Below are 25,953 nucleotides of genomic sequence, written 5' to 3' on the forward strand. Positions count from 1 at the left end.
CGGGCGGAGGCTGCCTTGCCCGCGTCCGTCCGCTGCGCGTTCCAGGTGCGCCTGCAGGAGCGGGCCATGCCCGCGATGCTCGTGCCGGTCGTGAGGAAAAGCATCGCGCCCATGGGGCGCTCCTACAGGGCGCTGGACGCCCTTTTCAGACCTTGTAGCCGGTGTGGATGGCCACGATGCCCGCGGACAGGTTGCGGAAACCGGTGCGGGCGAAGCCGGCGGCATCCATCATCCCCTGCAGTTCGGCCTGCGGCGGGTGCTTGCGGATGCTTTCGGCCAGGTACTGGTAGCTGCCGGCGTCCTGGGCGAACAGCTGGCCCAGCTTCGGCAGCACCTTGAACGAATGGAAATCGTAGACCGGCTTGAACCAGTCCACGGTCACTTCCGAGAATTCCAGCACCCGCGCCTGGCCACCGACCTTCAGCACGCGATGCATCTCGCGCAGCGCGGCGTCCTTGTCGGTGACGTTGCGCAGGCCGAAGGCGATGGTGACCAGGTCGAAACTGGCGTCCGGGAAAGGCAGCGCCTCGGCGTTGCACTGCACGTACTCCAGCCCCTGCACCAGCCCGCGGTCGGTCATGCGGTCGCGGCCCACCGACAGCATGCCGGCGTTGATGTCGCCCAGCACGATCTGCCCGGCGTCGCCCACGCGGTCCTTCAGCAGCGCGGCGATATCGCCGGTGCCGCCTGCGAGATCCAGTACGCGGTCGCCGCGCTTCACCTGGCAGGTGCCGACGAAATAGCGCTTCCAGACCCGATGGATGCCCAGGCTCATCAGGTCGTTCATCAGGTCGTACTTGCCGGCTACCGAGGTGAAGACCTCGCCGACCAGCTTCTGCTTGTCCTTGGCGGCGACGTCGCGGAAGCCGAAGTGGGTGGTACCGCGTTCGTAGGGGGATTCGCTCATGGCCGGATTATCGCACTCCCGGCGCCCCGGTCGCATGCCGGGGCCGAACGCGTCTGCCGGCGGTCAGCGCTCCATCAACATGCACAGTGCACGGACACGCAGGATCTCGGGCAGCACGCGGCAGCCCGTCCTTGCCGCGGCCTGCGGCGCCGTCCGCGGCGCCGGCACGCGCGGCGCCGGCGCGGAGGACGAGGAAGCCGCGACCGTGGCCGGGCGCTCCAGGACCGGGGCCGGCGAACTCATCGAGCGCGGCCGCGGCCCCACGCGCACCACGAAGCCGGTCGCGGTGGCGGATACCACTTCCACCCAGTGCCGCTCGTCGGGGGTGTTCCAGCGTCCGCCCACCTTCAACATCGAGCCCTCATTGTTGGACACGTTGGCGGCCGGCACATCCCGGTCGACGCTGTAGGCGATGCCGTAATCCTCCAGCTTGTGGATGATCACCGCGTCGCCGGCGAGCTTGGCCTCGTACGTTCCCGTGCGTCGCCGCGCCTCCAGCGTGTAGATGACGGTCTTGTAGGGATCGGCCTGCGCCGGCATCGCCAGTACCGCCAGCTGCACCTGCGTGCTGCCCACCAGGCTGCCGGCGTCGAGGACGAATTCCTGCGTGTCGCGGTTGTCGGCCGCGATCACGCGCTTGCGCGCAGCGGGCAGCCAGCCCAGGCGTTCGCGCTGGTACATGTTGAGGTGCTTGGGCAGCGTGCCGAGCGCGGCATCGCTGGCGGCGTTGCGCCAGGCGTCGCTCATCAGGTCCCAGGGATTGTCGTAGGTGTCGCCGTCGCCATCGCTGTTGTTGGAATGCGGCAGCCCGTAGCCGTGCCCCATTTCATGGGCGAGCGGCGCCAGGTTGATGAACGACCACGGCGGGCTCCATGTCACCCGCGTGCAGGCATAGCTGCCGTCGAGCGTGGCGCAGGCACCGCCGCCCCAGGCATTGCCGTCCAGTTCGCCATTGAACATCAGATTGACGCCCTGGATGCCGCTGAAGTCGACCTCGGCATCGGCGGCGGCCGCGCAGTCGGCGAAGAGCGTCGACAGCTGCGCCTTCTCCTTGCCGTTGACCGTGGCCATGTACGCGGCGCGAGGCTGCGGCAAGGTGTACCAGCCGTGCGCGGAACTTCCGGCCAGACTGACCTGGCCGTAGGACACTTCCGACCAGTAGTGGCCCAGTTGGCCGGGCGCATTGCCGTACTGCGCCTGGAAGTACTCGCGCGGCTTCTGCTCGGTCGCGATATCGGCGAACTTGCACATCAGGGTGATCCAGCGCGTGGCACCCAATACCGGCGCCGACGCCATCACGCGACCGTCCGCACCGGCAGCCAGCGCGCGCTGCGGCAGCCGATCGGTGGGCACGATGGCCTGGATGACCTGCGCGGGCTGCGATGCGGCCATCACCTTGGAGGACGACGCCACGTTGGCCTGCGCGCCGTAAGAGACCGCCACGCGCCGGTTCGCCAGTGCATACAGATCGCCAGCGGCACGCCGTGCCTGGTTGACGTCCAGCGCGATGCGCCGGCCCGGCCCGATCTCCAGCCAGGCATCGAGCTGCGGCGCCTTCTGCACGCGACCCGGCAGCGCGCGCGGGGGATCCGCCCACTGCAGCTGCAGCACGCCCTGGACCACGGTCTCCGCCTTCGAAGGCAGGACCGGGATCATGCACGCCAGCACGAACAGACAACCGACGAAGAACGTCCGGACGTCCATGCGCCACGCACCGAATGTTCGTTGCTCGAACACGCAACACCCCACTCCAGGTGGCGGGTCGGGATGACATCGCCTCGCCCTTCGTGTCGGCCGGCACGCGCGCGTCTTGAGCGGATTCGGGCGTCAGAAGCCGCATTCGCGTTGCGGATGTTCCGAACTGCGATGCAGGTCGGGATTCGCCGCCGATCCCGTCACGTCTCCCGCAAGTGCACGACCCGCGCAGAGGATCGGGGCCACCCTCACGCCGTCGGGAGAACCCCTACGCGTCAGCGCTCGCGCACGGTGCACCGTGCCGATGCTCCGCCACGGGGATCGCCGCATCGCGGCGGTGGCGGGCGCGCACCCACGGGGATCGTCGGCGCGGAGCGTATCGAAGATGAGGAGGACGAAGACGCAGACACCTGCGCGGGCCGCACCAAGGCCGGCAGCGGGCGGCTCATCGCGCGCGCCGGTCCGACGGTCAACACGAATCCGCTCGCCGTCTGCGCGTTCACGGTGACGGCGTGCGAGCCCTCCGGGGTAAGCCAGCGCTCGCCGACCTTGAACATGGAGCCCTCGTTGTTCGCGCGATTGGCCGGCGGCACGTCGGCATCCATGCTGTAGGCGGCGCCCGAGGTTTGCACCCTGTGGATGATCACCGCGTCGCCGGCCAGCGCGCCTTCGTAGGCGCCCTCCCGCTTGCGGGCTTCCAGCGTATACACCACGGTGGCATAGGGGTCGGCCTGCGGCGAGAGCGACAGCACCAGCATCTGCACATTGCCGGATGAGGCCAGGTGCGCATAGTCGAGCGCGATCTCGCGCGTGGTCAGGTCGCCGAGCACGATGACCTGCTGGCGCGCGCCGTCCACCCAGCCGAGCCGGTATCGCTGGAAGATGTTGATGTGCTTGGGGCGGACGCCGTAGGCGGCGTCGGACACCGCGTTGTACCAGGCATCGCTCATCACGTCCCAGGGGTTGTCGTAGGTGTCGCCATCGCCATCGGAGTTGTCCGAATGCGGCAACCCGTAGCCGTGTCCCATCTCGTGCGCGAGCGGCGCCAGGTTGTTGAACGACCAGGGAGGATTCCAGGTCGCACGCGTGCAGAAGTTGTTCTGCCCTTCCAGCGGCGCGCAGGTACCGCCGCCCCACGCATAACCGTCCAGGTCGCCGTTGAACATCATGTTGACGCCCTCCACCGTGGTGAAGTCGACCGTGGCATCGGCCGCGCCTGCGCAGTCGGCGAACAGCTTCTTCAGATCCGCCTTGTCCCCGCCGTCCTTCTGGCTGATGTAGTAGCTGCGCGGCTGCGGCAGGGTGAACCAGCCGTGCGCGCTGCTGCCGGTCAGGTTGATCTTGTTGTAGGACACCTCGCGCCAGTAGTGACCGAGCTGGCCGACACTGTCGCCGTACTGCGACTGGAAGAACGCCTGGGTCTTCTGCTCCGTCCCGATGTCGCTGAACTTGCACATCAGCGTGACCCAGCGCGTCGAGCCCCCTACCGGCGCTCCCGCCATCACGCGCGCGCCCGGCGCCTGCACGGGCGCCGAGCGCGTGGTCGGGTCGACCGGCACGATGGCGTCGATCCCCCGCGCCGTCGACTTGGCCGCATCCGGTGCCGCAAAAGCCACGGCCACGCGTCGATGGGCGAGCATGTACAGATCGCCCGCCGCGCGTCGGGCCTGCACCGGATCCAGCACCGTGCGGGAACCATCGTCCTTCACCAGGTATGCATTGAAGCGCGGTGCCAGCCGGGCGCGACCCGGGGCCGGCCGCGCGGGGTCGCCCCATTCCAGTTGCAGGATGCCCTGTTCGATGCTTTGCGCCTGCGCTGCCCCGGCATCGGCCCATCCAAACGCAGCGCATGCGAGCAATGCCGGCGCATGCAGCCTGTTCGCCCTCGTCTCCATGCGACACCTCGCCCCTTCATCGTGGGATGCGCTCGGCCTGCGCCACGTGCGTTGTAGAGAAGGGATGAAGGTGTTGTCGTGAATGACATCACACTCGGAAGAATGTGATAATCGGTTCCTTGAGCCACGTCACGTTGCCGGCGACGCACAGTGAATCTTCCTGACTATCGCGCCCTGCTTGAGACCGCCATTGCCGAAGCGCGCCAAGGCCTGGCCGAAGGTGGCATCCCCATCGGCGCGGCGCTCTATCACCAGGATGGACGCCTGCTGGGCTGTGGCCACAATCGCCGCGTGCAGGAAGGCGATCCGTCCGTACACGGCGAAACCGATGCCTTCCGCAAGGCCGGCCGGCAACGTCGTTATCGCGACACGATCATGGTCACCACGCTGGCGCCCTGCTGGTACTGCAGCGGACTGGTGCGCCAGTTCAACATCGGCACGGTGGTGGTGGGCGAATCGGTGACGTTCCAGGGCGGCATCGACTGGCTGCGCGAATCCGGCGTGGAGGTCATCGATCTGCAGAGCGAGGAATGCATCACGATGCTCGGCGACTACATCCGCGCCAATCCCGAGGTGTGGAACGAGGATATCGGCGAGGATTGAGCCACGATCTCGCGGTTCAGGCCTTGCGCACGAACTCCGACTTCAGGCCCATCGCGCCGATGCCGTCGATCTTGCAGTCGATGTCGTGGTCGCCGTCGACCAGACGGATGTTGCGGACCTTGGTGCCGACCTTGACCACCAGTGACGAGCCCTTGATCTTCAGGTCCTTGATGACGGTGACGCTGTCGCCGTCCTGCAACACGTTGCCGTTGGCGTCCTTGACCACGCGCGGGCCCTCATCGGTGGCAGCCGGGGCCTCGGCCGACCACTCGTGCCCGCATTCCGGGCAGACCAGCTGCTCGCCGTCCTCGTAAGTGTACTCGGACTGACATTGCGGGCAGGGCGGCAGCGTGCTCATGGACGAGGGGTCGTGCGGAACGGGAACGGGCCTCAATTGTAACCGACGCCCCTGCCTCTCCATCCCATGAAGGGAGAACCCGCCTTGCAGCGGGTTCGTTACCTCAGAGGATGTAGCGGCTCAGATCCGGATCCTGGACCAGTTCGCCCAGGTGCGCATCGACGTAGGCGCGGTCGATGGTGACGCTCTGTCCGTCGCGGTCGGGCGCTTCGTAGCTCAGCGTGTCCAGCAGGCGCTCGAGCACCGTATGCAGCCGGCGCGCACCGATGTTCTCCTGCCGTTCGTTGACCAGCGCGGCGATTTCGGCAACGCGATCCACGGCATCGTCGGCGAAACGCAGCGCCACGCCTTCGGTCTTCATCAACTCCACGTACTGCCGGGTCAATGCGGCCTTGGGCTCGGTGAGGATGCGGATGAAGTCCTCCTTGCTCAGCGCCGACAGCTCGACGCGGATCGGGAAGCGGCCCTGCAGCTCGGGGATCAGGTCGCTGGGCTTGGCCAGGTGGAACGCGCCGGACGCGATGAACAGGATATGGTCGGTCTTCACCGTGCCGTACTTGGTCGACACGTTGCTGCCCTCCACCAGCGGCAACAGGTCGCGCTGCACGCCTTCGCGGCTGACATCGGCACCGCTCATGTTGCCGCTGCGCTTGGCGACCTTGTCGATCTCGTCGATGAAGACGATGCCATGCTGCTCGCACGCCTCGATGGCGGCGGCGCGGATGTCGTCCTCGTTGACCAGCTTCGCGGCCTCTTCCTCGATCAGCTGCGGGCGCGCGGCCTTGATGGTCACCGTGCGCTTGTGGGTCTTCTGCCCGCCCAGGCTGGAGAACATCTGCCGCAGCTGCTGGCCCATCTCCTCCATGCCGGGCGGCGTCATGATGTCCACGCCGACGTTGGCCGACAACTCCAGTTCGATCTCGCGGTCATCCAGATCGCCGTTGCGCAGCTGCCGGCGCAGCTTCTGCCGCGTCTCGGATTCCTTCGAGGAGGGCTCCGCACCGATGTCGACGGTGGTGGTGTTCGCGCCGAAGCCGAACCCACCGCCTGCACCCTCGCGACGCGGCAGCAGGGCGTCGAGGATGCGGTCTTCCGCACGCTCCTCGGCCTGCGTCCGCATGCGCGCCTTGGCCTGCTCGCGGTACATCTTCACCGCGGTGTCGGCCAGGTCGCGGACGATCTGCTCGACATCCTTGCCCACGTAGCCGACCTCGGTGAACCGCGTGGCCTCGACCTTCACGAACGGCGCGTTGGCCAGCGTCGCCAGGCGGCGTGCGATCTCGGTCTTGCCCACACCGGTCGGACCGATCAGCAGGATGTTCTTCGGCATCACTTCGTTGCGCAGGCCGTCGTCGAGCTGCATGCGGCGCCAGCGGTTGCGCAGCGCGATGGCGACCGCGCGCTTGGCGGCCTGCTGGCCGACGATGTGGCGGTCCAGTTCCTGCACGATCTCGCGCGGGGTCATGGTGGAAGAGCCGGGATTCGTCATAAGAGATTCGGGATTCGTGAGAGCGGATTCAGGGAAGCTGGGAGGTTTCGGCTTGGCGTTCGCTTTTGCGAATCACGAATCGCCAATCACGGCTCCTCTCACAGCTCTTCGACCACCACGTTGCGATTGGTGTAGATGCAGATGTCGCCGGCGATGTTCAGCGACTCGACGGCGATGGACTTCGCATCCAGCTCGGTATGCGCCAGCAGTGCGCGCGCGGCGGACAGCGCGTAGGAGCCGCCGGACCCAATGGCGATAATGCCGTCCTCCGGCTCGATCACGTCGCCGGTACCGCTGATGATCAGCGACGTTTCCTTGTCGGCGACGGCGAGCAGCGCCTCGAGCTTGCCCAGGCGGCGCTCGGTGCGCCAGTCCTTGGCCAGTTCAACGGCGGCGCGCGTCAGCTGGCCATGCTTCTCCAGCTTGGCTTCGAACAGTTCGAACAGAGTGAACGCATCGGCCGCCGCGCCCGCGAAGCCGGCCAGCACCTGGCCATCGCGGCCGAGTCGGCGCACCTTGCGGGCATTGCCCTTCATGACCGTGTGGCCCAGCGTCACCTGGCCATCGCCGGCGACGGCGACGCGGCCGTTGCGCCGCACGGACAGGATGGTGGTGGCATGGAAGACGTTGGGATTCTGGCTGGGGTCCATGGAGGCCTCCGGGGTGTTCCCACAGAGGTGGGGATGGGGGTGGCGAGTTCAAGAGTCAGGAGTGAGGGGAGAGGAGTGAGGAGTGAGTGACAGCAAACGCAAGGCCGCTCCGTTCTTACTCACTCCTCACTCCTCCCCCCCTCACTTCTCGCTCTTCCGCTTCGCCCGCGGATGCGCCGCGTCGTAGACCTTGGCCAGGTGCTGGAAGTCCAGGTGCGTGTAGATCTGGGTGGTGGCGATGTCGGCGTGGCCCAGCAGCTCCTGCACACCACGCAGGTCGCCCGAGGATTCGAGGATGTGGCTGGCGAAACTGTGCCGCAGCATGTGCGGGTGGACGTGCTTGAACAGCCCCTGCCGCTGCGCCAGCTGCTTGATGCGGATCTGCACCGCCCGTTGCGAGATCGGCCCGTCGCCGCGGCCCGGGAACACGAAGGCCTCGTTGCCGGCAGGCCGCTCCTGCCGCCATTCGGTCAGCGCGTTGCGTGCATGCGAGCCGACCGGCACCTTGCGCTCCTTGCTGCCCTTGCCCAGCACCGTGACCATGCCACCGGCCATGTCCAGGTCGCGCCACCGCAAGGCGCACAGCTCGCTAAGGCGCAGGCCGGAGGAATAGAACAGCTCGAGCAGCGCGCGGTCGCGCTTGCCCAATGGCGCATCGGTCGGCACCTCGACGAGCCGGACGGCCTCGTCGGCATCCAGCACCTGAGGCAGCTTGCGCGGGGCCTTGGGCGCACGCAACGCCGCTGCGGGACTGGCCGCGATGCGGCCATGCTTGAGCAGCCACTGGTAGAAGCTGCGACAGGCCGACAGGCGCCGCTGCAGGCTCTTGGGCGAAAGGCCGCGGCGATGCTCGGCGGCGACGAAGCCGCGCAACGCTTCGGATTGCACATCCGCCAGCTCGGTGATGCCGTGCGCCTGCGCCCACTCCGTCAGCGCGGCGAGATCGCGGCGGTAGGCATCCAGTGTGTGTGCGGAGACTCTGCGCTCGACTTCGAGGTACGCGAGGAAGCCGGTGACGGACACGATCCTTCCCTCCCCGTCATGCCGGCGAACGCCGGACTCCGGGCGGCCTGTGCGCTTGCCTCAGGCCACCCACCAGGGCAAGAGCGCGATGGATTCCGGCATTCGCCGGAATGACGGCATGAGGCGCGCGCCTCGCCTCAACCATCGAAGCGCTTCAACGCCGTCGCCAACGTCTCGCCCATCATGCGCAGGAACAGCGTGCCCATGCCCGGATAGAAGCGGTTGCCGTCGCGGCTGCCCACGGCCACCAGGCCGATGCCAGGCAACGGCAGCAGCGCCGACGAGGCGACCTCGTCCGCGCGCGCGCCGTACAGCAGCACATGCTTCTCCGGCTGCAGGCGGCCGCAGATCGGCTCGCCATCGCGCAGGCAGTCGCGGAATGGGGCCAGGTGCGGATTGTCGGCCGGCACCACCTGCAGCCAGTCGTTCTCCTCCAGCCCGGGGACCGGCTGCAGCAGGACGATGCTGACCCGGTCGCCGTTGAAATCCTCGGCCAGCGACGCCGCCATCGCGCGCACCGTATCCGCGGCGCTGCCCTGCTTCATCAGGGTGAGCGCCAGCTGGTGGGTGCGCACCGCCAGGCGCTCGTTCTCCTGCGCATTGGCGAACAGGTCGCCCAACCGCTTGGACAGCTCGCGGTTCTTGTCGCGCAGGACCTCGAGCTGGTAGCTGGCCAACGAGGCTGTGGGGCCTTCGTCGCGCGGCACCACCAGGCTCAGGGCCAGGTCGGGGAACTGCTTCAGGAACGTCGGGTGCCGCCGCAGCCAGGCCGCGACTTCGTGGGCGCCCAGCTTCTCTTGCGTGTCGCTCATGCTTTCCATTCCCCTTCGAATACGAATGCCGCCGGCCCGGACATGATGACCGGCGCGTCGTCGGACGGCCAGCGGATGCGCAGTTCGCCGCCCGGCAGCGCGATGGCCACCTCGCGGTCCACCCGGCCGCGCCGCATCAGCACGGCAGCGGCCGCGCATGCGCCGCTGCCGCAGGCCAGTGTTTCGCCCACGCCGCGTTCGTAGACGCGCAAGCGTACGCGGTCGCGCGCGATCACCTCGGCGAAGCCGACGTTGACCGACTCCGGGAAGTGCGGCGACCGCTGCAACAGTGGACCGTAGTGCTGTACGGGCGCGGCGTCGACCGACGGCACTTCGATCACGGCATGCGGGTTGCCCATCGATACGGCACCGAACCGCAACCTCACGCCCTCGTCCACGTCCGCGTCGTACTCCGCGCGCGGCGCGTCGAATCCCTGCAGTGGGATGCGCGCGGGCATGAACTCCGGTACGCCCATGGCGACGGCATAGCGGTCGTCGCCCAGGCGTTCCACCAGGTGCGTCGCCAGCGGACTGTCCACCTCGAAGGAGCTTCCCTTCGCGGCACCGTCCCTCACCAGCCACGCCGCGACGCAGCGTGCGCCGTTGCCGCACTGTTGCGAGGGCGAGCCGTCCGAGTTCCAGATGCGGTAGCCCGCTACCGCAGCAGCGCTGCGCGGCGCTTCGATGGTCAGGATCTGGTCGCAGCCCACGCCGCGGTGGCGATCCGCCAGCGCCGCGGCCAGCGCGGCATCCGGTGGCGGCAGGCCATCGCGCAGGTCCAGCACGACGAAGTCGTTGCCGGCCCCATGCATCTTGGTGAAACGCATCGCCGTGGCCCGCGGGTACGGGGACTCAGCCATTCCCGTCGGTGGCGGGCACCGTGGCGGGATCGATCGGCGGTTCGGCGGGCACGGCGTCGGCCGCAGGCGGCGCGGCATCGGCAGGCGTCACGGGCGCCTCTTCGACCGGCTTCTCCGGCATGAACAGCGGGCCCTTGGCACCGCAGGCGGACAGGGCCGCCATCAGAGCGGCGGCAAGGAAAAGACGTGCGTTCCGGTTCATGGCGAGAGTATAGCCACAGCCCGATGAACGCGACGGCCGCTCAGTGGCTGCGCGGCGGTTCCGGGCGCATCCACAGCCAGGCACCCACCACGGTCATGCAGGCCATCGGCAAGGCGACCATCCACCAGCGGTGCGAGCCGGTCCACCGCATCACCGCGAGCAGGATCACGGCGCTGAAGAGCATCGTCCACGTAGCCGCCCACTTCGCGCGCCGCGACACCGCGCGGTGCAGATGCCAGTCGTGGATCATGGGGCCGAAGCGCGGATGCGTGACCAGGTGGCGATGCAGCCGCTCCGAGCCGCGCGACGCGGCATATGCGGCGACCAGGATGAACACCGTGGTCGGCAGCCCGGGGACGAACACCCCCACGATGCCCACCCCCAGGCTGGCGTAAGCCAGCAGCCACCAGGCCCAGCGGAAGCGCGCCGGCCTCGGCTCGGGAATTTCGCGCGGTGGCGGCGACGTATCGTGCACGGCGACCTTGTACCCCAAATCGACAGCCGATGGCGCGAACAGCCGACGCCCGACGCGGATCACCGCACCCCGCCCCGCCATGTCCCGCCTCCGTCGCCAACCTCACCCCCATGGTTATCGGCGGAGGCCAGCGGCGCTGGAGTACCCCTTCGGCAGGCACCTGGAACGAAGAAAGCCGGGTTTCCCCGGCTTTCTTCCTGTCCCGCAGTGCCGCCTACTTCGAGGCGACGCCCAGCTGGTCCAGCATGAAGGCGAACATCTCGGCGCGCTCGCGGTACTGGCGGAACCGGCCGGACTTGCCGCCGTGGCCGGCTTCCATGTTGGTACGGAACACCACCGGGCCCTTGCCGGTGTTGAGGTCGCGCAGGCGGGCGACGTACTTGGCCGGCTCCCAGTACTGCACCTGCGAGTCCCACAGGCCCGTGCCGACGAACATCGCCGGATAGGCCTTGGCCTGCAGGTTGTCGTAGGGCGAATAGGTCAGGATGTAGTCGTAGTAGCCCTTCTCTTCCGGGTTGCCCCACTCGTCGTACTCGTTGGTGGTCAGCGGAATGGTGGGGTCGAGCATCGTGGTGACGACATCGACGAACGGCACCAGGGTCAGGATGACCTTGTACTTCTCCGGCGCCATGTTCGACACCGCGCCCATCAGCAGGCCACCGGCGCTGCCGCCCATCGCCGCCACGCGGTCCTTGGCCGCGTAGCCTTCCTTCACCAGGTAATCGGTCACGTCGATGAAGTCGGTGAAGGTGTTGATCTTGTTGTAGAGCTTGCCGTCGTCGTACCACGCGCGACCCATTTCCTGGCCACCGCGGATGTGGGCCAGTGCGTACACCACGCCGCGGTCCAGCAGGCTGACGTTGGTGATGCTGAAGTTCGGATCCATCGACGCACCGTAGCTGCCGTAGGCGTACTGCAGCATCGGCGCCTTGCCGTCCCGCGCCACATCCTTGCGGTACACCAGCGTCACCGGGATCTTCGTCTTGCCATCCCGCGCCGGCGCCCACACGCGCTCGGTGACGTACTTCGACGCGTCGTAGCCTGGCACCGGCTGCTGCTTCAGCAGGCGGCGTTCGCCCGTCTTCGTGTTGAGCTCGTAGGTGGTGGCCGGCGTGGTCATCGAGGTGTAGCTGTAGCGCAGCCAGTCGGTACCGGTTTCCGGATTGGCCGACAGGCCCATCGAGTACGCCGGCTCGTCGGCATTGACGTAGTCGCTGCTGCCGTCGGCCTTGATCACGCGCAGGCTTTCCAGCGCATTGGCGCGCTCGGCCACCACGCTGAAGCCGTCGAACAGTTCGAAACCCTCGACGAACACGTCGTCGCGATGCGGCACCCAGTCCTTCCAGTCCTTGCGCGAGACCGAGTCGGTCGGCGCGGTCACGATCTTGAAGTTGGTGGCGCCATCGGCGTTGGTCCGGATCACCCAGCGATCGCCCAGGTGGTCGGCCTGGTACTCCACGTCACGCTCGCGCGGGGCCAGCACGGTGAACACGCCGGGACTGGCGGCCGGCGTGCAGCGCATTTCGGAGGACACGGTGCTCTCGACGCTGATGCAGATGAACTTGTCGTCGCGGCTGCGGCCGATGCCCATGTAGAAGCTGTCGTCTTCCTCTTCGTAGACCAGCCTGTCCTGGCTGGCCGGCGTGCCCAGCACGTGCGCCTTCACCCGCTTGCTGAGCAGGGTCTCCGGATCCTTGTCCACGTAGAACAGCGTGCGGCCGTCGTCGGACCAGACCAGGTTCGGCTCGGCATTGGTCACCGTGTCCGGCAGCATCTCGCCGGTATCCAGGTTCTTGAAACGGATGGTGTACTGGCGACGGCCATTGGTGTCGTCGGCATAGGCCAGCAGGCGGTTGTCCTGGCTGACCTCATAGTCGCCGACGTTGTAGTAGTCCTTGCCCTCGCCCAGCGCATTGACGTCCAGAAGCACCTGCTCGCCGGCGAAGTCGCCGGCGGCATTAGCGGCCTGGATCGACACGGCATCCACACCCGGGCCGTCCTTGCGGCGCGCATGCACCGGATAGTCCTTGCCGGTGACGAAGCGCGCGTAGTACCACCAGCCGCGCTCGCGGTACGGCACGCTGGCGTCGTCCTGCTTGATGCGCGCGACGACTTCCTCGTACAGCTTGTCCTCCAGCGGCTTCAGCGGCGCCATCACCGCATCGGTGTAGGCGTTCTCGGCGTTGAGGTAGGCCAGCATCTCCTTGTTCTCGCGCTTGTCGTCGCGCAGCCAGTAGTACTCGTCGTTGCGTTCGGCGCCATGGGGCGCCTTCACCACGTGCGGCTTCTTCGCCACGTCGGGCGGGGTGGCACTGGCGGCCAGGGCGGAGGAAATCGGAGTGCTCATCAGGACGGTGGCGGCAAGCAGAAGGGAAGTCGGCTTCATGGATGGGGTCCGGGGACGCGGGATGCAATGGCGACGCCCCTCCGGAGAGGGGCGCCGGACGCTTACTTGCTCAGTCGCTGCCAGAGGAAGGTGTAGGCCAGCGCGCTCATGTGTGCGGCCTGGGCGTTGTTGGCCGCACCGCCGTGGCCGCCTTCGATGTTCTCGTAGTAGCGCACGTCCTTGCCCGCCTCCAGCATCTTCGCGGCCATCTTGCGGGCATGGCCCGGATGGACACGGTCATCGCGCGTGGAGGTCATGAACAGCGTCGGCGGATAGTCCTTCTCCGCATCGAACAGGTGGTACGGCGAGAAGGTCTGGATGAACTCCCAGTCGGCGGTATCGGGGTTGCCGTACTCGGCCATCCACGAGGCACCCGCCAGCAGATGGCTGTAGCGCTTCATGTCCAGCAGCGGCACCTGCACGACGACGGCGCCGAACAGCTCCGGGTACTGCGTCAGCATGTTGCCCGTCAGCAGGCCGCCGTTGCTGCCGCCCTGGATGCCCAGGTGCTTCGGCGAGGTGATCTTGCGGGCGATCAGGTCCTGCGCGACCGCGGCGAAGTCCTCGTACGCCTTGTGGCGGTTGGCCTTCAGCGCCGCCTGGTGCCAGCGCGGGCCGTACTCGCCGCCACCGCGGATGTTGGCGACGGCATAGACGCCCCCCTTCTCCAGCCAGCCCTTGCCCACGCCGCCGGAATAGCCGGGGGTCAGCGAGATTTCGAAGCCGCCGTAGCCGTACAGCAGGGTCGGCGTGCGGCCGTCGTACTTCAGGCCTTCGGGGCGGACCAGGAAGTACGGCACCTTGGTGCCGTCCTTGGAGGTGGCGAAGTGCTGTTCGATCTTCTTGCCCGAAGCGTCGAAGAACGCCGGCATCGACTTCAGCTGCTCAGGCGGCTGGCCGATCTCGGCCAGCGACAGCGTGGTCGGGGTCAGGTAGTCGGTGACGGTCAGCCATACCGCATCGCTGTCGTCGCTGTCCACGTCGCTGACGCCGACCGTGCCGAAGGACGGTGCGCCGACAAAGGCGCTGGTGGTCCAGCCCGAGGCCGACGGCGTCAGCACGCTCAGGCGGTTCTTCACGTCCTCCAGCACGTTGAGCACCAGATGGCTCTTCGTCCAGGTGAAGCCGGCCAGCGAGGTCTTGGCGGTCGGCGCGAACAGCACATCGAAGTCGCGCTTGCCGGCCATGAAGTCGTCGAACCTGGCCGCCAGCAGGCTGCCGGCCGCATAGGTCTTGCCGCCGACCGTCCACGGCTCGCGCAGCTCCAGGGTCAGCCATTCCTTGTGCACGCCCTTGTTGGCCGAGTTGGGCGCATCGATCTTGGCCAGCGTGCCGTCGGTGCGGCGCAGGTACAGCTCGTCGTTGTAGAACGCCAGCGTGCGGCTGACGAAATCGCGCTGGAAGCCCGGCGTGTCGTCATGGAACGCCGCGATGTACATGTCGTCGGGCTTGCCTTCGTAGACGACGGTGGCGCTCTCCAGCGGCGTGCCGCGCTTCCACTCCTTGGCGATGCGCGGATAGCCCGAGCTGGTCATGCTGCCGTCGCCGAAGTCGGTGTAGACGTAGACGGTATCGGCGTCCTTCCAGCCCAGGCCGCCCTTCGCCTCGGGGCGGTAGAACCCGTCGGCGAGGAACTTCTTGTTGACCAGGTCGAACTCGCGGGTCTCGTCGGCGTCGGCGCCGCCGCGCGACAGCGCGATCAGGCAGCGGGTGTAGTCGGGCTTGCGGCAGTCGGCGCCGTGCCAGACCCAGTTCTTGCCCTCGGCCTTGTTCAGCGCGTCCAGGTCCAGCACGGTCTCCCACCGCGGCTGTGCCTTGCGGTACTCGACCAGCGTGGTGCGGCGCCAGACACCGCGTTCGTGCTGCTTGTCCTTCCAGAAGTTGTAGTAGTAGTCGCCGATCTTCTGCACACCCGGGATCTTGGCGTCGGAATCGAGGATGGCGCGGATGTCCGACTCCAGCTGCTTGAACGCCGGCGTGGCCGCGATCTCGGCCTCGGCCTTGGCGTTGACGCCCCTCACCCAGTCCAGCTGCTTCTGGCCTTCGACCTCCTCCAGCCACGCGTACGGGTCGTTGGACACGTCAGCCTCCTTCGCATGGACAGGGACGGACAGGGCGCCCGCAACGGCAAGGCCGGCGGCCAGGCAGGCGTGGGTAAGTCTGGGCATCGGGAGTGGCTCCGGAGGTGCAGTTCATGAACATGCCACGCTAGCACAAGGCCCGGAGGTCACCCCCTGCCGAAGGTCAGGCCGCCCGGGCGAGACCTGTGCCGCGGGCGCGCAACCGCCGGGCCTGCGGCGCACGACGGCGGACGGCCGCGGGGCGGATCCGGCGCAATACCGTCGGCAGGCGGAACCGGTGCAGCGCCCACCAGGCCGCCACCGGCATGCCCACCAGCCACAGCGGCAGCCATCCGAGGGCGTCGGTGCTGGCCCGGGCCAGCGGCACCAGCAACACCAGTGCCAGGCCCGCAAGTACGACCCTGCGCAACGCACGGTCCAGGCCGGCGTCGGGACGATCCTGGGAAGCGGGGGACGAAAAGTCGAACGATGCGGCGGACATGGCGGCGGACTCCCGTGGGTTGATGGCGGTACGCCGTCACACTCGCGCACGCGCATCTCACGGATTGCGACATCCCCGGTTAACATCGCCGTCGCATCCTGATGACGAGCGTGTCCGTATGAAGGGAAGGAAAAATCCGACATGCCCATGGCGTTGATCCACCGCGCGGTCCGTTTCGCCCTCTTTGCCTGCCTGCTGGTGGCCGCTGCCGGCTGCGCCAGCCGCGGCGAGGTGCCGCAAGGTCCGGCGGCCGTGGACCTGCCCCGCTTCATGGGCACCTGGCACGTGGTGGCGCACATTCCCTACTTCGCCGAACGCGGGCACGTGGCGGCACGTTACGAATACGCCTTCCGCGACCGCGACAAGGTCGGCGTTGCGTACCACTATCGCGAAGGGTTCGACCAGCCCGAACAGGTGCGCGAAGCGCGCGCATCGGTGAAGGAAGCATCCGGCAACCGTGAATGGACCTTGTGGTTCGTCGGCGTGGTGCCGGCCAAGTGGCGCATCGTCGAGGTGGCCCCCGACTATTCCTGGGCGCTGGCCGACTATCCGGGCCGCGACATGGGCTGGATCCTGGCCCGCGACCCCATCATGGACGACTCGCTTTACCAGGACTTGGTGAAGCGCGCGCGCGACCATGGCATCAATGCCCGCCAGCTCGTGCGGATACCGCAGGCGCCGGAACAGGTGGGGAAGCCGGGGTTCGGGGAGACGAAGGCGCCGTGACAGGCCATCGACACAGGCGGGGAGCGTGTGGGAGCGACGTCAGTCGCGCTGGCAGCAGAGGCGAACCGCGAAACTTCGCGACTCACGTCGTTCCCACCACCGCACTGGCATCACTTCACTTCTTCTCGTAGTTCGACAGCGCCAGCTCCAGCAGCGCCTTGGCCTGTTCGCGCAGCACGGCCGGCTCGACGATTTCCGCGTCGGCGCCGTAGTGCAGGATATCCATCAGCAGCTCGCGCGAGACGCTGTACGGGATCTTCAGCTCGTAGCGGCCATCGGGCAGGTGGCGGCCCTGCTGTTTGGAATGCCACTGTTCGTCGGCGACCCAGCGCGCGGCCTTGGCGCTGAAGACGATCGTCGCCCAGCCCTTGGGCTCGCCGGAGAAGATGCCGTAACTCGAGGCCAGGTGCTGGTTGAGCTCCTCGTTGGGCAGGTCGCGCGCAGGCTCCTCGCTCAGCCGTGCATTGCCGATGCGGTCCACGGCGAAGCTGCGCAGGGCGTTGCGCTCGTGGTCCCACGCGTCCAGGTACCAGTTGTCGCGATAGTGGGTGATGCGCTGCGGCGACACCGTGCGGCGCGTCCGCTCGTCGGTGGAACGCGCCCGGTATTCGAACTGCAGCTGCTTGCGTTCCAGCACGGCCGAGGCGACGGTGCGGAAGCTGGCCTCGTCCAGCTTGCGGCCGCGATGCGGGATGACACGCACCCGGTCGACCGGCCACTGCGACACGCCGGCGTGGTCGGCCAGCAGGCCCTCGATCCGCTTCTGCAACGGTGCCAGCGCGCCCGACAGCACGCCACCGCCGGTGCGCACCAGCAGCTGCTGCGCAGCGAGCAGCGCATAGAGTTCTTCCGAACTCAGCCACAGGCCGGGCAGTTCGAAACGCTCGCTCTCCATGGCGTGGTAGCGGAAGCCGGCTTCGCCATCGCCCTCGATGGGCGCCATCAGCGCATCGCGCAGATAGGCCAGGTCGCGGTAGACCGTCGCGCGCGAACAACCCAGTTCCTCCTGCAGCCGCTTCACGGTGACCGGATAGCGAGCGGCCTTCAGGATGCGGTGCAGGGCGGTGATGCGTTCGATCTTGTCCATGGGCGGCACGGCAGGGGGCGTGTCCGGATTATCGCCGAGGCATGGCCGTTTTCACCGGCTGCCCGCCGTTGGAGGCATTACAGGGGGCGCTGCATCGGCGGCGCCTGGGGCCCGTGCGGTGCCCGGCGTCACGGCGTGTCCACGCCGCCGCAACGCCCTCAACGCACGGACCCGAGGCGCTGACCTGCATCTGCCGGACCTCGCACCCAGGCACGACGGCCGTGGGGGCGATCCTGTGCTGCCGCACCCACCGGCACGCGAGGCATCGCTCCGCTCCACAAGACCAGGCCGGCATGGCCGATCGGGGCCTGCGGGGCGTTGCAGCCACCCTACGGCGCGGCCGACCGTGACGACGTTCCTGAATCGCCGGCTCACCCATGGCAGAATGCATGGCGCAAACCTGAATCGGAACAAGCACTTGGGTTGTTGCGGCGACGGCCGCTGTCTACCATGTAATCGCTTACACCCCCCGAGACCGACCATGCCCCGCCCGACCACCGCTTTCCTGCTCGCACCCGCTTTGCTGGCGGCCGGCTTGGGCTCCACCCAGGCCACCGAGGTGCTGCTGCCACGCAACGACAAGGTGGAGGCCCCGCACGCAGGCAAGGGCTTCGGCAAGGAAGGCAGTACCGCCTTGCCGGTGGTGGCGATGGCCGTGCGACCCGTGCCGGAACCCGCCCCCGAACCCACGCCGCCTGCCCCCACGTTCACCGGAGGCGGCGAACTGGGTTTCGCCGCGGCCAGCGGCAACAGCAATACCGAAAGTTTCAACGGGCGCCTGGACCTGACCTACACCGACGGCGGCGCCTGGCGGCACAGCGCCAGCCTGTTCGGCCTGCATTCGCGTTCGGAGTACCTGCGGACCCACGATGACGGCAGCAAGGTGCGCGATACGCGCACCACCGCCAACCGCTACACCGTCACCGCCAACAGCGCCTACCTGATGGACGATCGCGGCACCTTGAACACGTCGCTGCGCCACGAGGAGGACGATTTCGGCACCTACAGCCGCCAGCAGTCGCTCAGCCTGAGCTACGGCAACCGGGTGATCGAGAACGAGCGCGCGCACCTGGACCTGCAGGTGGGGCCCGGCTATCGGCGCGCCTACGACACGCTCGATGGCCGCACCGAAGCCAGCCTGATCGGCCGCGGGCTGATCGACCTGCGTTACGCGCTGAGCGAGAACACCGAGATCGTCAACAAACTGCTGGTGGAGTCGGGCGAATACAACACGTTCGCGCAGAACGACCTGGGCGTGTCGGTGACGATGAACTCGCACCTGGCCCTGAAGGCCGGCTGGCAGGCGCGCCACAACAGCGACGTGGCGCCCGACATCAAGAAGACCGACACCCTGACCACCATGAACGTGGTTTACCGCTTCAAGTAGGCTCGCGCGCCGCTCAGGCGAGGAACGCGCCCGCGCCCTGTTCCAGCAGGCGCGCGGCGACCGAACGGCCCAGACCCTCGGGATCGTCCAGCGGGCCCCTGCCATCGGCCCGGATCACCTGCCCCTCCGCCGCCGAGCCCACCAGGCCCGACAGCACCAGCGCATCGGCGTGGCGTTGCGCGAACGCCGCCACCGGTACGTGGCAGCTGCCGTGCAGCGCCCGGTTCATCGCACGCTCGGCCTCCACGCAGATGCGGGTGGCGGCATCGTCCAGCGCCGCGAACAATGCGTGCATGGCGGGATCCTCCGCACGGCATTCCACCGCCACCGCGCCCTGCGCCGGCGCCGGCAACCAGTGAGGTGCATCCAGGCGCGCGCGGATGCGGGCCGCGAAACCCAGCCGCTGCAGGCCCGCGCAGGCCAGGACGATGGCGTCGTAGTCGCCGGCATCCAGCTTGGCCAGACGCGTATTGACGTTGCCGCGCAGGTCCAGCAGCTGCAGGTCCGGGCGCAGTGCGCGCAGCTGCGCCTGACGGCGCAGCGAGGACGTGCCCACCCGCGCGCCATGCGGCAGCGAGGCGATGCCGTCGTAGTGATTGGACACGAAAGCGTCGGCGGGATCGGCGCGGGTCAGGATGGCCGGCAGCGCGAACGGGCCCTCCAGTTCCATCGGCACGTCCTTCAGCGAATGCACCGCGCAATCGGCCTCGCCGCGCAGCATGGCCAGTTCCAGCTCCTTGAGGAACAGGCCCTTGCCGCCGATCGCGGCCAGTGAGCGGTCCAGCACTTCGTCGCCGCGCGTGCTCATCGGCACCAGTTCCACGGCCAGGCCGGGATGCGCCTCGCGCAGGCGTGCAGCGACGTGTTCGCTCTGCCAGAGGGCGAGCGGGCTCTTGCGGGTGGCGATGCGCAGCGTGGTCATGCGGGCATTATCCCGCATGCCACGACTCCCGCGCAGGTCAGAGCGCCTTGACCGTCTCGCGCAGGCCCGCCACGCAGCGCCGGCTGACTTCCAGCGGGGCTTTACCGTGGCGCAGGATGGCCTGCACGTGGCCGTCCCCGACGCGCTTGATCTCGACCAGTTCGTGTCGCGCCACCAGGCAGTTGCGGTGGATGCGCACGAAGCGCCCGCCGAATTCCTCCTCCAGCGACTTCAGCGACTCCTCGATCAGGTCCTCGCCGCGCGCATGATGCACGACCACGTACTTCTCCTCGGCCTGCAGGTAATGCACCTCGTCGACCGGAATCAGACGCAGGCTGCCGCGCAGGCGCGCGCACAGGTGCGTGCGCGGCTGGTGGCTCGACGTCGCCGGCGCGTGCGTCTCGCGCCCGGCGATGAAGGTGCGCGCGCGTTCCAGCGCGGCGGCCAGGCGCTCGGAACGGATCGGCTTCATCAGGTAGTCGATCGCGGCGGCCTCGAACGCAGACAGCGCGTGTTCGTCGTACGCCGTGCAGAACACCACGGCGGGCCGCGGATCGAAGGCTGCCAGGTGGCGGGCGGCCTCCAGGCCATCCACGCCGGGCATGGCGATGTCCAGCAGCACCATGTCGGGACGGTGCTGCGAACAGGCCTGCAGCGCATCCAGCCCGTTTTCGGCCTCGGCGACCACGTCGATGCCGGGATGTTCGGCGAGCAGCGCGCGCAGGCGTTCGCGTGCGAGGGGTTCGTCGTCGGCGATGACCACTTTCACGGCAAAGGCGTCCTCGATGAACGTTGGCGTGATCCCCCGCTGCCTAGGTTACCGATGGCAGCGCCCTGCGTCACCCGTCGGGGACGCACGGCCATTACAACGCAAACCGCCGGCCCATCCAGTCACCCAGGTCACGGATTTCCTCCGCACAGACCTGGTGGGCCATCGGATAGCGGTGCCATTCGACATCGAAGCCCAGTTCGCCGAGCGCTTGCGCGCTCCGTTCGGCGTGGACCAACGGAATCACCGGGTCGCCCGTGCCGTGGGCCATGAACACCGGCTGCGCAGTCGCTGCCGCGACCCGAAACTGGGCCGCCTGTGCCGCGCCCGGCAGGTAGGTCGACAAGGCGATCAGGCCGGCGAGCGGGACCTGCCGGCGCAGGCCGGCCGCCAGCGTGATGGCGCCGCCCTGCGAGAATCCGGCCAGCAGCAGCCGCTCCGGCGCGATGCCGCGCGCCTGCTCGCGCGCGATCAGCGCATCCACCTGCGCCAGCGACTCCTCTATCCCGGCGCTGTCCGCCCGGGTGGGGAAGTCCATGCCCACGATGTCGTACCACGCGCGCATGCGCACGCCGTTGTTGATCGTCACTGCGCGCACGGGCGCGTGCGGGAACACGAACCGCAGCGCGGGCCAGTCCGGACGCACCAGTTCCGGGACGAGCGGTGCGAAGTCATGGCCGTCGGCGCCCAGCCCGTGCAGCCACAGCACGGACCATTGCGGCGATGCGCCGGTTTCGTGTTCGACGGTGTCGAGGAGCGGAGTGTCGGTCGTGAGGGTCATGCGGCCATTGTCGCCGCAGACGCCGATGGACACCAATCAGCCATCGCGGGCGCCCGCGGACGGCAGGCGGAAGCGCACCGTGCGGCTGGAGTCATGCGCGCGCCCCGTGGCCTCGAACCGCCAGCGCTGCGCCACGGCCAGCGCCGAGGCCTCGAACATGCCGGGCGGCGTCGACGACAGCAACCGTGCGTTGCGCACGCTGCCGTCGGGCTGGATGGTGAAGGCCACCTGCGCTTCCCCCTCGATGCGCGCGCGCAGCGCCGGCAATGGATATCGCGGTTGTGCGTCCTGCAGCAGACGGGGCGCGCGCGCCTCCGCCTCGGGGGAGGCCGGTGGCGGGGGCAGAGAGGAACGGGGCGGCGCCTGCACGACGGCGGCGGCGGCCGCAGGCGGCGGCTCCGGCACACGTGCGGGCGATATCACCGACTCGGTCGCGGTCGTCGCGGCGACGATGCGCTCCGCCACGGCGGCCGATGAGCGCCCAGCGGGCGACGGCATGGCGGCGGCCCCTTCCGCATCACGCACCTCCTGTTTGCGCACGAGTGAGTGCAGGCCGGCGCGCAGCCGCGGCAGCGCGGGGGCGCCGGGATCGATGCGGGCGATCAGCGCCTGTAGGCGCGCCGCTTCACGACCGTCGCCCCGCGCGATCGCCTGCTCGGCGGCGATCAGCACGTACGGCTGCAGTTCGGTCAGCGCCGCCTGGGCGCGGACACGTTCGGAAGCCTGGGCGCGCGCATCCAGATAGTGGTCGATGGCATTGTCGCCGGCCGGTGCCACCATCCGGCCCTCTGCCAGCGCGCGCTCGGCACGCATGTAGGGCGTGCCCGGGGCGACGGCGTACGCCGTTCCATCCACAGGCGACATGTCCCCCTCCACCCCGGCAGGACGGGGCGCCTCCCCGCACGCCACCAGGCCGAACACCACACCGACCCCCCCAACCTTCCACCTCGCTTTCATGGCCACCCCTTTGATGCGGCGGCAAGGCTAGGACGCCTTCATGACGACGGTGCGTCAGGGATGCGGCGACACGACGCGCACGCGTATCCCGCCCATTGCAGGTGCTGGCGGCCAGGCCCGGGCGGCGACGTGCGGCCGCCGCAATGGAAACGTTTGCAGCCAACGGCGTCTCCTCGCGCGGGCGGCAGCTTCAGGTAAAGTGCGGCGATCGGGGGCCGATAGCGTCCCATACAGCCCCGTTTCGGGGGCGGCCGAGCAGAGAACGCCGTGGCGAACCCGGACCATCCGACAGAAACCGTTCTTGGGGAAGAACCGACTGTGAGGCCGACTGCGATCGCCACGCCGTCGCATCTCGTCGATGGCGGCCGCGACGTGTCCTGGGTCATCGACCACAGCGACAATGCGGTCGTCGTCTGCGACGATGCGGCCCGCGTCACTTGGATCAACCAGGGCTTCACGCGCATGCTGGGCTATACGCTGGAGGAGGCTGCCGGCCGCAGGCCCAGCGACTTCCTGGCCGGCCCGCATACCGACCCGGAAACGGTCGAATGGGTGCGCGGGCAGCTGGACACGCGGCAGGGCTACCGGACCGAGCTGCTGGTCTACGCCAAGAACGGGGTACCGCTGTGGATCTCGGCGGTGGTCAACCCGGTGTACGACCCCGACCGCAATGTCCGCTACCTGCTGGGCGTCTATACCGACATCACCCATAGCAAGCTGCACGAAGAGCTGCACCGCAAGGTCCTGGGCGCGATCATCCGCGAACAGCCGCTGCAGGACGTGCTGACCCTGGTCTGCCGCGAAGTGGAGAAGGTGATGCCCGAGGCGGTGGCCTCGGTGATCGGGCTGGACGACTACGGTCGCCTGCGTCCGCTGGCGGCCCCCAGCCTGCCCGACCAGATCGCCGCCATCATCGACGGCGAGCTGGCCGGCCCCATGGTCGGCGCATGCGGATCGGCGGCCTGGAGCGGGCAACCGGTCGAATGCAGCGACATCGAACGCGACCCGCGCTGGCAGGCCTACAACGCGCCTTTCCTGGCGTTGGGGATCCGCGCCTGCTGGTCCAATCCGGTGAAGGGCCACGACGGGCGCGTGCTGGGCACGTTCGCCCTCTACTACTGGGAGAACCGCGCGCCGGACGAGTTCCACCAGCGCGTGGTCGATGTCTGCCTGCACCTGTGCGCCCTGGCCATCGAGCGCGACCGCGCACGCGCGCGCATGCACCAGTTGTCGTTCTTCGACACCCTGACCGGCCTGCCCAATCGGGCGCTGTTCAACAGCAAGGTGGAACAGATGCTGCTGGGCGCCGCGCGCCGCGACAGCGCGGTGGCCCTGCTGTTCGTGGATATCGACCGCTTCAAGATCGTCAACGACACCCAAGGCCACTCCGCCGGCGACACGCTGCTGCGCGAACTGGCCAAGCGGCTCGGCGGCGAGCTGCGCGAAGGCGACGTGGTGGCGCGGCTGGCCGGCGACGAGTTCGTGCTGGCCGTGCCGGACCGCAGCGCGGAAGAAGCCGCCAACCTCGCCGACCGGCTGATGGCGCGGCTGGCCGAACCGGTCATCGCCGGCCGGATGATGCTGGCGCCGCAGGCCAGCATCGGCGTGGCCATGTTTCCGGCCGACGGCTGGGACGTCGACTCGCTGGTGCGCCACGCCGACATCGCGATGTACCGCGCCAAGTCCGAGGGCGGCGCGCGCATCGTGTTCTACAGCCTGGAGATGAACCAGGCCATGCAGGAGCGCCTGGCGCTGGAGAATGCCCTGCGCGAGGCCGTGCGCAGCGGGCAGCTGCGCCTGCATTACCAGCCGCAGGTGGTGCTGGACGACGACGCCCGCCTGCATGGCGTGGAGGCGCTGCTGCGCTGGCGGCATCCGGAAATCGGGGAGATCTCGCCCGCCACCTTCGTACCGATGGCCGAGGAGTGCGGCCTGATCGACGAGCTGGGCCGCTGGACGCTGGAGGAGGCCTGCACGCAGATGGCCGACTGGCGCCGTCGCGGCGTGCCGGTGCCGCGGGTGTCGGTGAACCTGTCGGCGATCAACTTCGAGCAGCAGGACCTGCCCGCCTTCATCGGCAACGTGCTGGGCAAGTGCGGGCTGGCGCCGCACGAGCTGATGGTGGAGGTGACCGAGAGCGTGATGCTGGCGCAGAAGCCGGAGGTGCTGGCCAACATCGACGCGATCCACCGGATGGGCGTCAGTCTCTCGATCGACGACTTCGGCACCGGCTACTCCAGCCTGAGCCACCTGCACCGCCTGCCGATCAGCGAACTGAAACTGGACATGAGCTTCGTCCGCGACCTGGAGCACAGCGAATCGGCGCGCGCACTGACCACCTCCATCCTGCGCATCGGCGAGAGCCTGTCGCTGAAGGTGGTGGCCGAAGGCGTGGAGAACGCGGCGCAGCGCGCCGTGCTGGCCTCGCTGGACTGCGACCTGCTGCAGGGCTACTACGTCTCGCGCCCGCTGTCGCCGCACTCGCTGGAACGCTGGATCAGCCTGCAGCCGCCGCCGGCGGCGTGACGGGCGCCGGCACGTCGGCACCGAGCAGAAAGCGCAGCGCGTCCCCGCACGGCGCCGCCATCCGGAACCGCAGCAGGTCCTCTGCCCGGGTGCGGCCCAGGTTGACGGCGGCCACCGGGATCTGCGCACGCACCGCCGCGTGCACGAACCGCAGGCCGGAATAGACCATCAGCGAGGAACCCACCACCAGCATGGCGTCGGCCTGCGCGAGTTGCGCCATCGCGGCGTCGACCCGGATGCGCGGCACGTTCTCGCCGAAGAACACCACGTCCGGCTTCAGCATGCCGCCGCAGGCGTCGCACGCAGGAACCTGGAACGTGGCGAAATCGCGATCGTCCAGGTCCGCATCGCCGTCGGGTGCGGCACCTGCCGCCAGCCCGGCCCAGGCCGGGTTCGCTTCCACCAGCCGCCGCTGGACGTCCGCGCGCGACGACGATGCACCGCACCCGAGGCAGACCACCGCATCCAGACGGCCGTGCAGGTCGATCACGGCACGGCTTCCCGCGGCCTGGTGCAGGCCATCGACATTCTGCGTCAGCAATTGGCTGCAGCGCCCCTGTGCTTCCAACGCCGCCAATGCGCGATGCGCCGCATTCGGCTGCGCCTGGGCGATGCGCGGCCAGCCGACCAGGCTGCGTGCCCAGTAGCGCCGACGGGTGATCCCGTCGCCGACGAAGGCCTGGTAGGTCACCGGCGGCGTGCGCTTCCACGCCCCATGCTCGTCCCGGTAGTCGGGGATGCCCGACCCCGTGCTGCAGCCGGCACCGGTCAGCACGAACAGGCGCCTGTGCGCCGCGATGAAGTTCTCGAGCCGGGAGTCGCTCATGACCGCAGCATAGGCCATGCCGGCCCCGGCGTGGCCGCGGCCTGCGCCGTCGTCG

Annotated in this window: 24 protein-coding genes; 4 read left to right on the plus strand and 20 right to left on the minus strand. The window is 68.6% G+C overall.

The annotated features are described in order from the left end of the window. Nucleotides 1-145: 145 nt before the first annotated feature. The 3 genes from ubiE to V8246_RS05590 all read right to left on the minus strand — a co-directional run bounded on the left by ubiE (nt 146) and on the right by V8246_RS05590 (nt 4,497). The gene (ubiE, locus tag V8246_RS05580) at nt 146-907 is read right to left on the minus strand and encodes a bifunctional demethylmenaquinone methyltransferase/2-methoxy-6-polyprenyl-1,4-benzoquinol methylase UbiE (RefSeq protein WP_185895036.1); all 762 of its coding nucleotides are present in this window, start codon (nt 905-907) and stop codon (nt 146-148) included. Nucleotides 908-970: 63 nt separating this feature from the next. After that, on the minus strand, nt 971-2,611 hold the full coding sequence (locus tag V8246_RS05585) for a hypothetical protein (RefSeq protein WP_336188262.1): 1,641 nt from the start codon (nt 2,609-2,611) through the stop codon (nt 971-973). 266 nt (nt 2,612-2,877) lie between these two features. Further along, nucleotides 2,878-4,497, minus strand: a complete 1,620-nt coding sequence (locus V8246_RS05590; protein WP_336188263.1) for a hypothetical protein — start codon at nt 4,495-4,497, stop codon at nt 2,878-2,880. 150 nt (nt 4,498-4,647) lie between these two features. On the opposite strand from V8246_RS05590, the gene V8246_RS05595 reads away from it, so the two are divergent. Continuing rightward, the gene (locus V8246_RS05595; protein WP_336188264.1) at nt 4,648-5,100 is read left to right on the plus strand and encodes a nucleoside deaminase; all 453 of its coding nucleotides are present in this window, start codon (nt 4,648-4,650) and stop codon (nt 5,098-5,100) included. 16 nt (nt 5,101-5,116) lie between these two features. Here V8246_RS05595 and V8246_RS05600 read toward each other — a convergent pair whose 3' ends face one another. From V8246_RS05600 to V8246_RS05650, 11 genes are all read right to left on the minus strand, one after another. Next, complete coding sequence (locus tag V8246_RS05600) at nt 5,117-5,458, minus strand: zinc ribbon domain-containing protein YjdM (RefSeq protein ID WP_336188265.1); 342 nt, start codon at nt 5,456-5,458, stop codon at nt 5,117-5,119. Between the two features lie 103 nt (nt 5,459-5,561). Further along, nucleotides 5,562-6,947, minus strand: a complete 1,386-nt coding sequence (gene hslU, locus V8246_RS05605; RefSeq protein ID WP_336188266.1) for an ATP-dependent protease ATPase subunit HslU — start codon at nt 6,945-6,947, stop codon at nt 5,562-5,564. Between the two features lie 98 nt (nt 6,948-7,045). Continuing rightward, complete coding sequence (gene hslV, locus V8246_RS05610) at nt 7,046-7,597, minus strand: ATP-dependent protease subunit HslV (protein WP_336188267.1); 552 nt, start codon at nt 7,595-7,597, stop codon at nt 7,046-7,048. 141 nt (nt 7,598-7,738) lie between these two features. Then, nucleotides 7,739-8,623 carry a tyrosine recombinase XerC gene (gene xerC, locus V8246_RS05615; protein WP_336188341.1) on the minus strand — a complete coding sequence of 295 codons (885 nt, stop codon included), beginning with the start codon at nt 8,621-8,623 and terminating at the stop codon, nt 7,739-7,741. A 134-nt stretch (nt 8,624-8,757) separates the two neighbouring features. Continuing rightward, complete coding sequence (locus V8246_RS05620; RefSeq protein WP_336188268.1) at nt 8,758-9,432, minus strand: DUF484 family protein; 675 nt, start codon at nt 9,430-9,432, stop codon at nt 8,758-8,760. Further along, complete coding sequence (gene dapF, locus V8246_RS05625; protein WP_336188342.1) at nt 9,429-10,259, minus strand: diaminopimelate epimerase; 831 nt, start codon at nt 10,257-10,259, stop codon at nt 9,429-9,431. The genes V8246_RS05620 and dapF overlap by 4 nt, the downstream gene beginning before the upstream one ends. 25 nt (nt 10,260-10,284) lie before the next feature. Further along, complete coding sequence (locus V8246_RS05630) at nt 10,285-10,494, minus strand: lipoprotein (RefSeq protein WP_336188269.1); 210 nt, start codon at nt 10,492-10,494, stop codon at nt 10,285-10,287. Nucleotides 10,495-10,534: 40 nt separating this feature from the next. Further along, a complete protein-coding gene (locus tag V8246_RS05635; protein ID WP_336188343.1) occupies nt 10,535-10,939 on the minus strand; it encodes a YbaN family protein in 405 nt (134 codons plus the stop codon). 244 nt (nt 10,940-11,183) lie between these two features. Further along, on the minus strand, nt 11,184-13,355 hold the full coding sequence (locus tag V8246_RS05640) for a S9 family peptidase (protein ID WP_336188270.1): 2,172 nt from the start codon (nt 13,353-13,355) through the stop codon (nt 11,184-11,186). A gap of 62 nt (nt 13,356-13,417) precedes the next feature. Continuing rightward, on the minus strand, nt 13,418-15,523 hold the full coding sequence (locus V8246_RS05645) for a prolyl oligopeptidase family serine peptidase (protein WP_336188271.1): 2,106 nt from the start codon (nt 15,521-15,523) through the stop codon (nt 13,418-13,420). 76 nt (nt 15,524-15,599) lie between these two features. Next, nucleotides 15,600-15,917, minus strand: coding sequence for a hypothetical protein (locus tag V8246_RS05650; protein ID WP_336188272.1), 318 nt, complete (start codon nt 15,915-15,917; stop codon nt 15,600-15,602). A 141-nt stretch (nt 15,918-16,058) separates the two neighbouring features. Between V8246_RS05650 and V8246_RS05655 the strand changes: the two genes are divergently transcribed. Next, nucleotides 16,059-16,643: a lipocalin family protein gene (locus V8246_RS05655; protein WP_336188273.1), complete on the plus strand. Its 585-nt coding sequence runs from the start codon at nt 16,059-16,061 to the stop codon at nt 16,641-16,643. A gap of 115 nt (nt 16,644-16,758) precedes the next feature. On the opposite strand, the gene V8246_RS05660 is transcribed toward V8246_RS05655, so the two are convergent. After that, on the minus strand, nt 16,759-17,730 hold the full coding sequence (locus V8246_RS05660; RefSeq protein WP_336188274.1) for a YafY family protein: 972 nt from the start codon (nt 17,728-17,730) through the stop codon (nt 16,759-16,761). A 481-nt stretch (nt 17,731-18,211) separates the two neighbouring features. On the opposite strand from V8246_RS05660, the gene V8246_RS05665 reads away from it, so the two are divergent. Next, nucleotides 18,212-19,117, plus strand: coding sequence for a DUF481 domain-containing protein (locus V8246_RS05665; RefSeq protein WP_336188275.1), 906 nt, complete (start codon nt 18,212-18,214; stop codon nt 19,115-19,117). A gap of 13 nt (nt 19,118-19,130) precedes the next feature. Here V8246_RS05665 and hemC read toward each other — a convergent pair whose 3' ends face one another. The 4 genes from hemC to V8246_RS05685 all read right to left on the minus strand — a co-directional run bounded on the left by hemC (nt 19,131) and on the right by V8246_RS05685 (nt 22,453). Beyond that, a complete protein-coding gene (hemC, locus tag V8246_RS05670; RefSeq protein ID WP_336188276.1) occupies nt 19,131-20,039 on the minus strand; it encodes a hydroxymethylbilane synthase in 909 nt (302 codons plus the stop codon). A gap of 37 nt (nt 20,040-20,076) precedes the next feature. Beyond that, nucleotides 20,077-20,808: a LytTR family DNA-binding domain-containing protein gene (locus V8246_RS05675; RefSeq protein WP_336188277.1), complete on the minus strand. Its 732-nt coding sequence runs from the start codon at nt 20,806-20,808 to the stop codon at nt 20,077-20,079. Nucleotides 20,809-20,902: 94 nt separating this feature from the next. Then, on the minus strand, nt 20,903-21,589 hold the full coding sequence (locus V8246_RS05680; protein ID WP_336188278.1) for an alpha/beta hydrolase: 687 nt from the start codon (nt 21,587-21,589) through the stop codon (nt 20,903-20,905). A gap of 36 nt (nt 21,590-21,625) precedes the next feature. Beyond that, nucleotides 21,626-22,453: an energy transducer TonB gene (locus tag V8246_RS05685; protein ID WP_336188279.1), complete on the minus strand. Its 828-nt coding sequence runs from the start codon at nt 22,451-22,453 to the stop codon at nt 21,626-21,628. A 411-nt stretch (nt 22,454-22,864) separates the two neighbouring features. Here V8246_RS05685 and V8246_RS05690 point away from each other — a divergent pair, with 411 nt between their 5' ends. Then, complete coding sequence (locus V8246_RS05690; protein WP_336188280.1) at nt 22,865-25,072, plus strand: EAL domain-containing protein; 2,208 nt, start codon at nt 22,865-22,867, stop codon at nt 25,070-25,072. Here the strand turns inward: V8246_RS05690 and V8246_RS05695 are convergent. Further along, nucleotides 25,044-25,898 (minus strand): NAD-dependent protein deacetylase, encoded by an 855-nt coding sequence (locus tag V8246_RS05695; RefSeq protein WP_336188281.1) that lies wholly within the window; start codon nt 25,896-25,898, stop codon nt 25,044-25,046. The two genes, V8246_RS05690 and V8246_RS05695, sit on opposite strands and share 29 nt — an antisense overlap. Between the last annotated feature and the right edge of the window lie 55 nt (nt 25,899-25,953).

Source organism: Pseudoxanthomonas sp. F11, from assembly GCF_037046485.1.
Lineage (GTDB): Bacteria > Pseudomonadota > Gammaproteobacteria > Xanthomonadales > Xanthomonadaceae > Pseudoxanthomonas_A.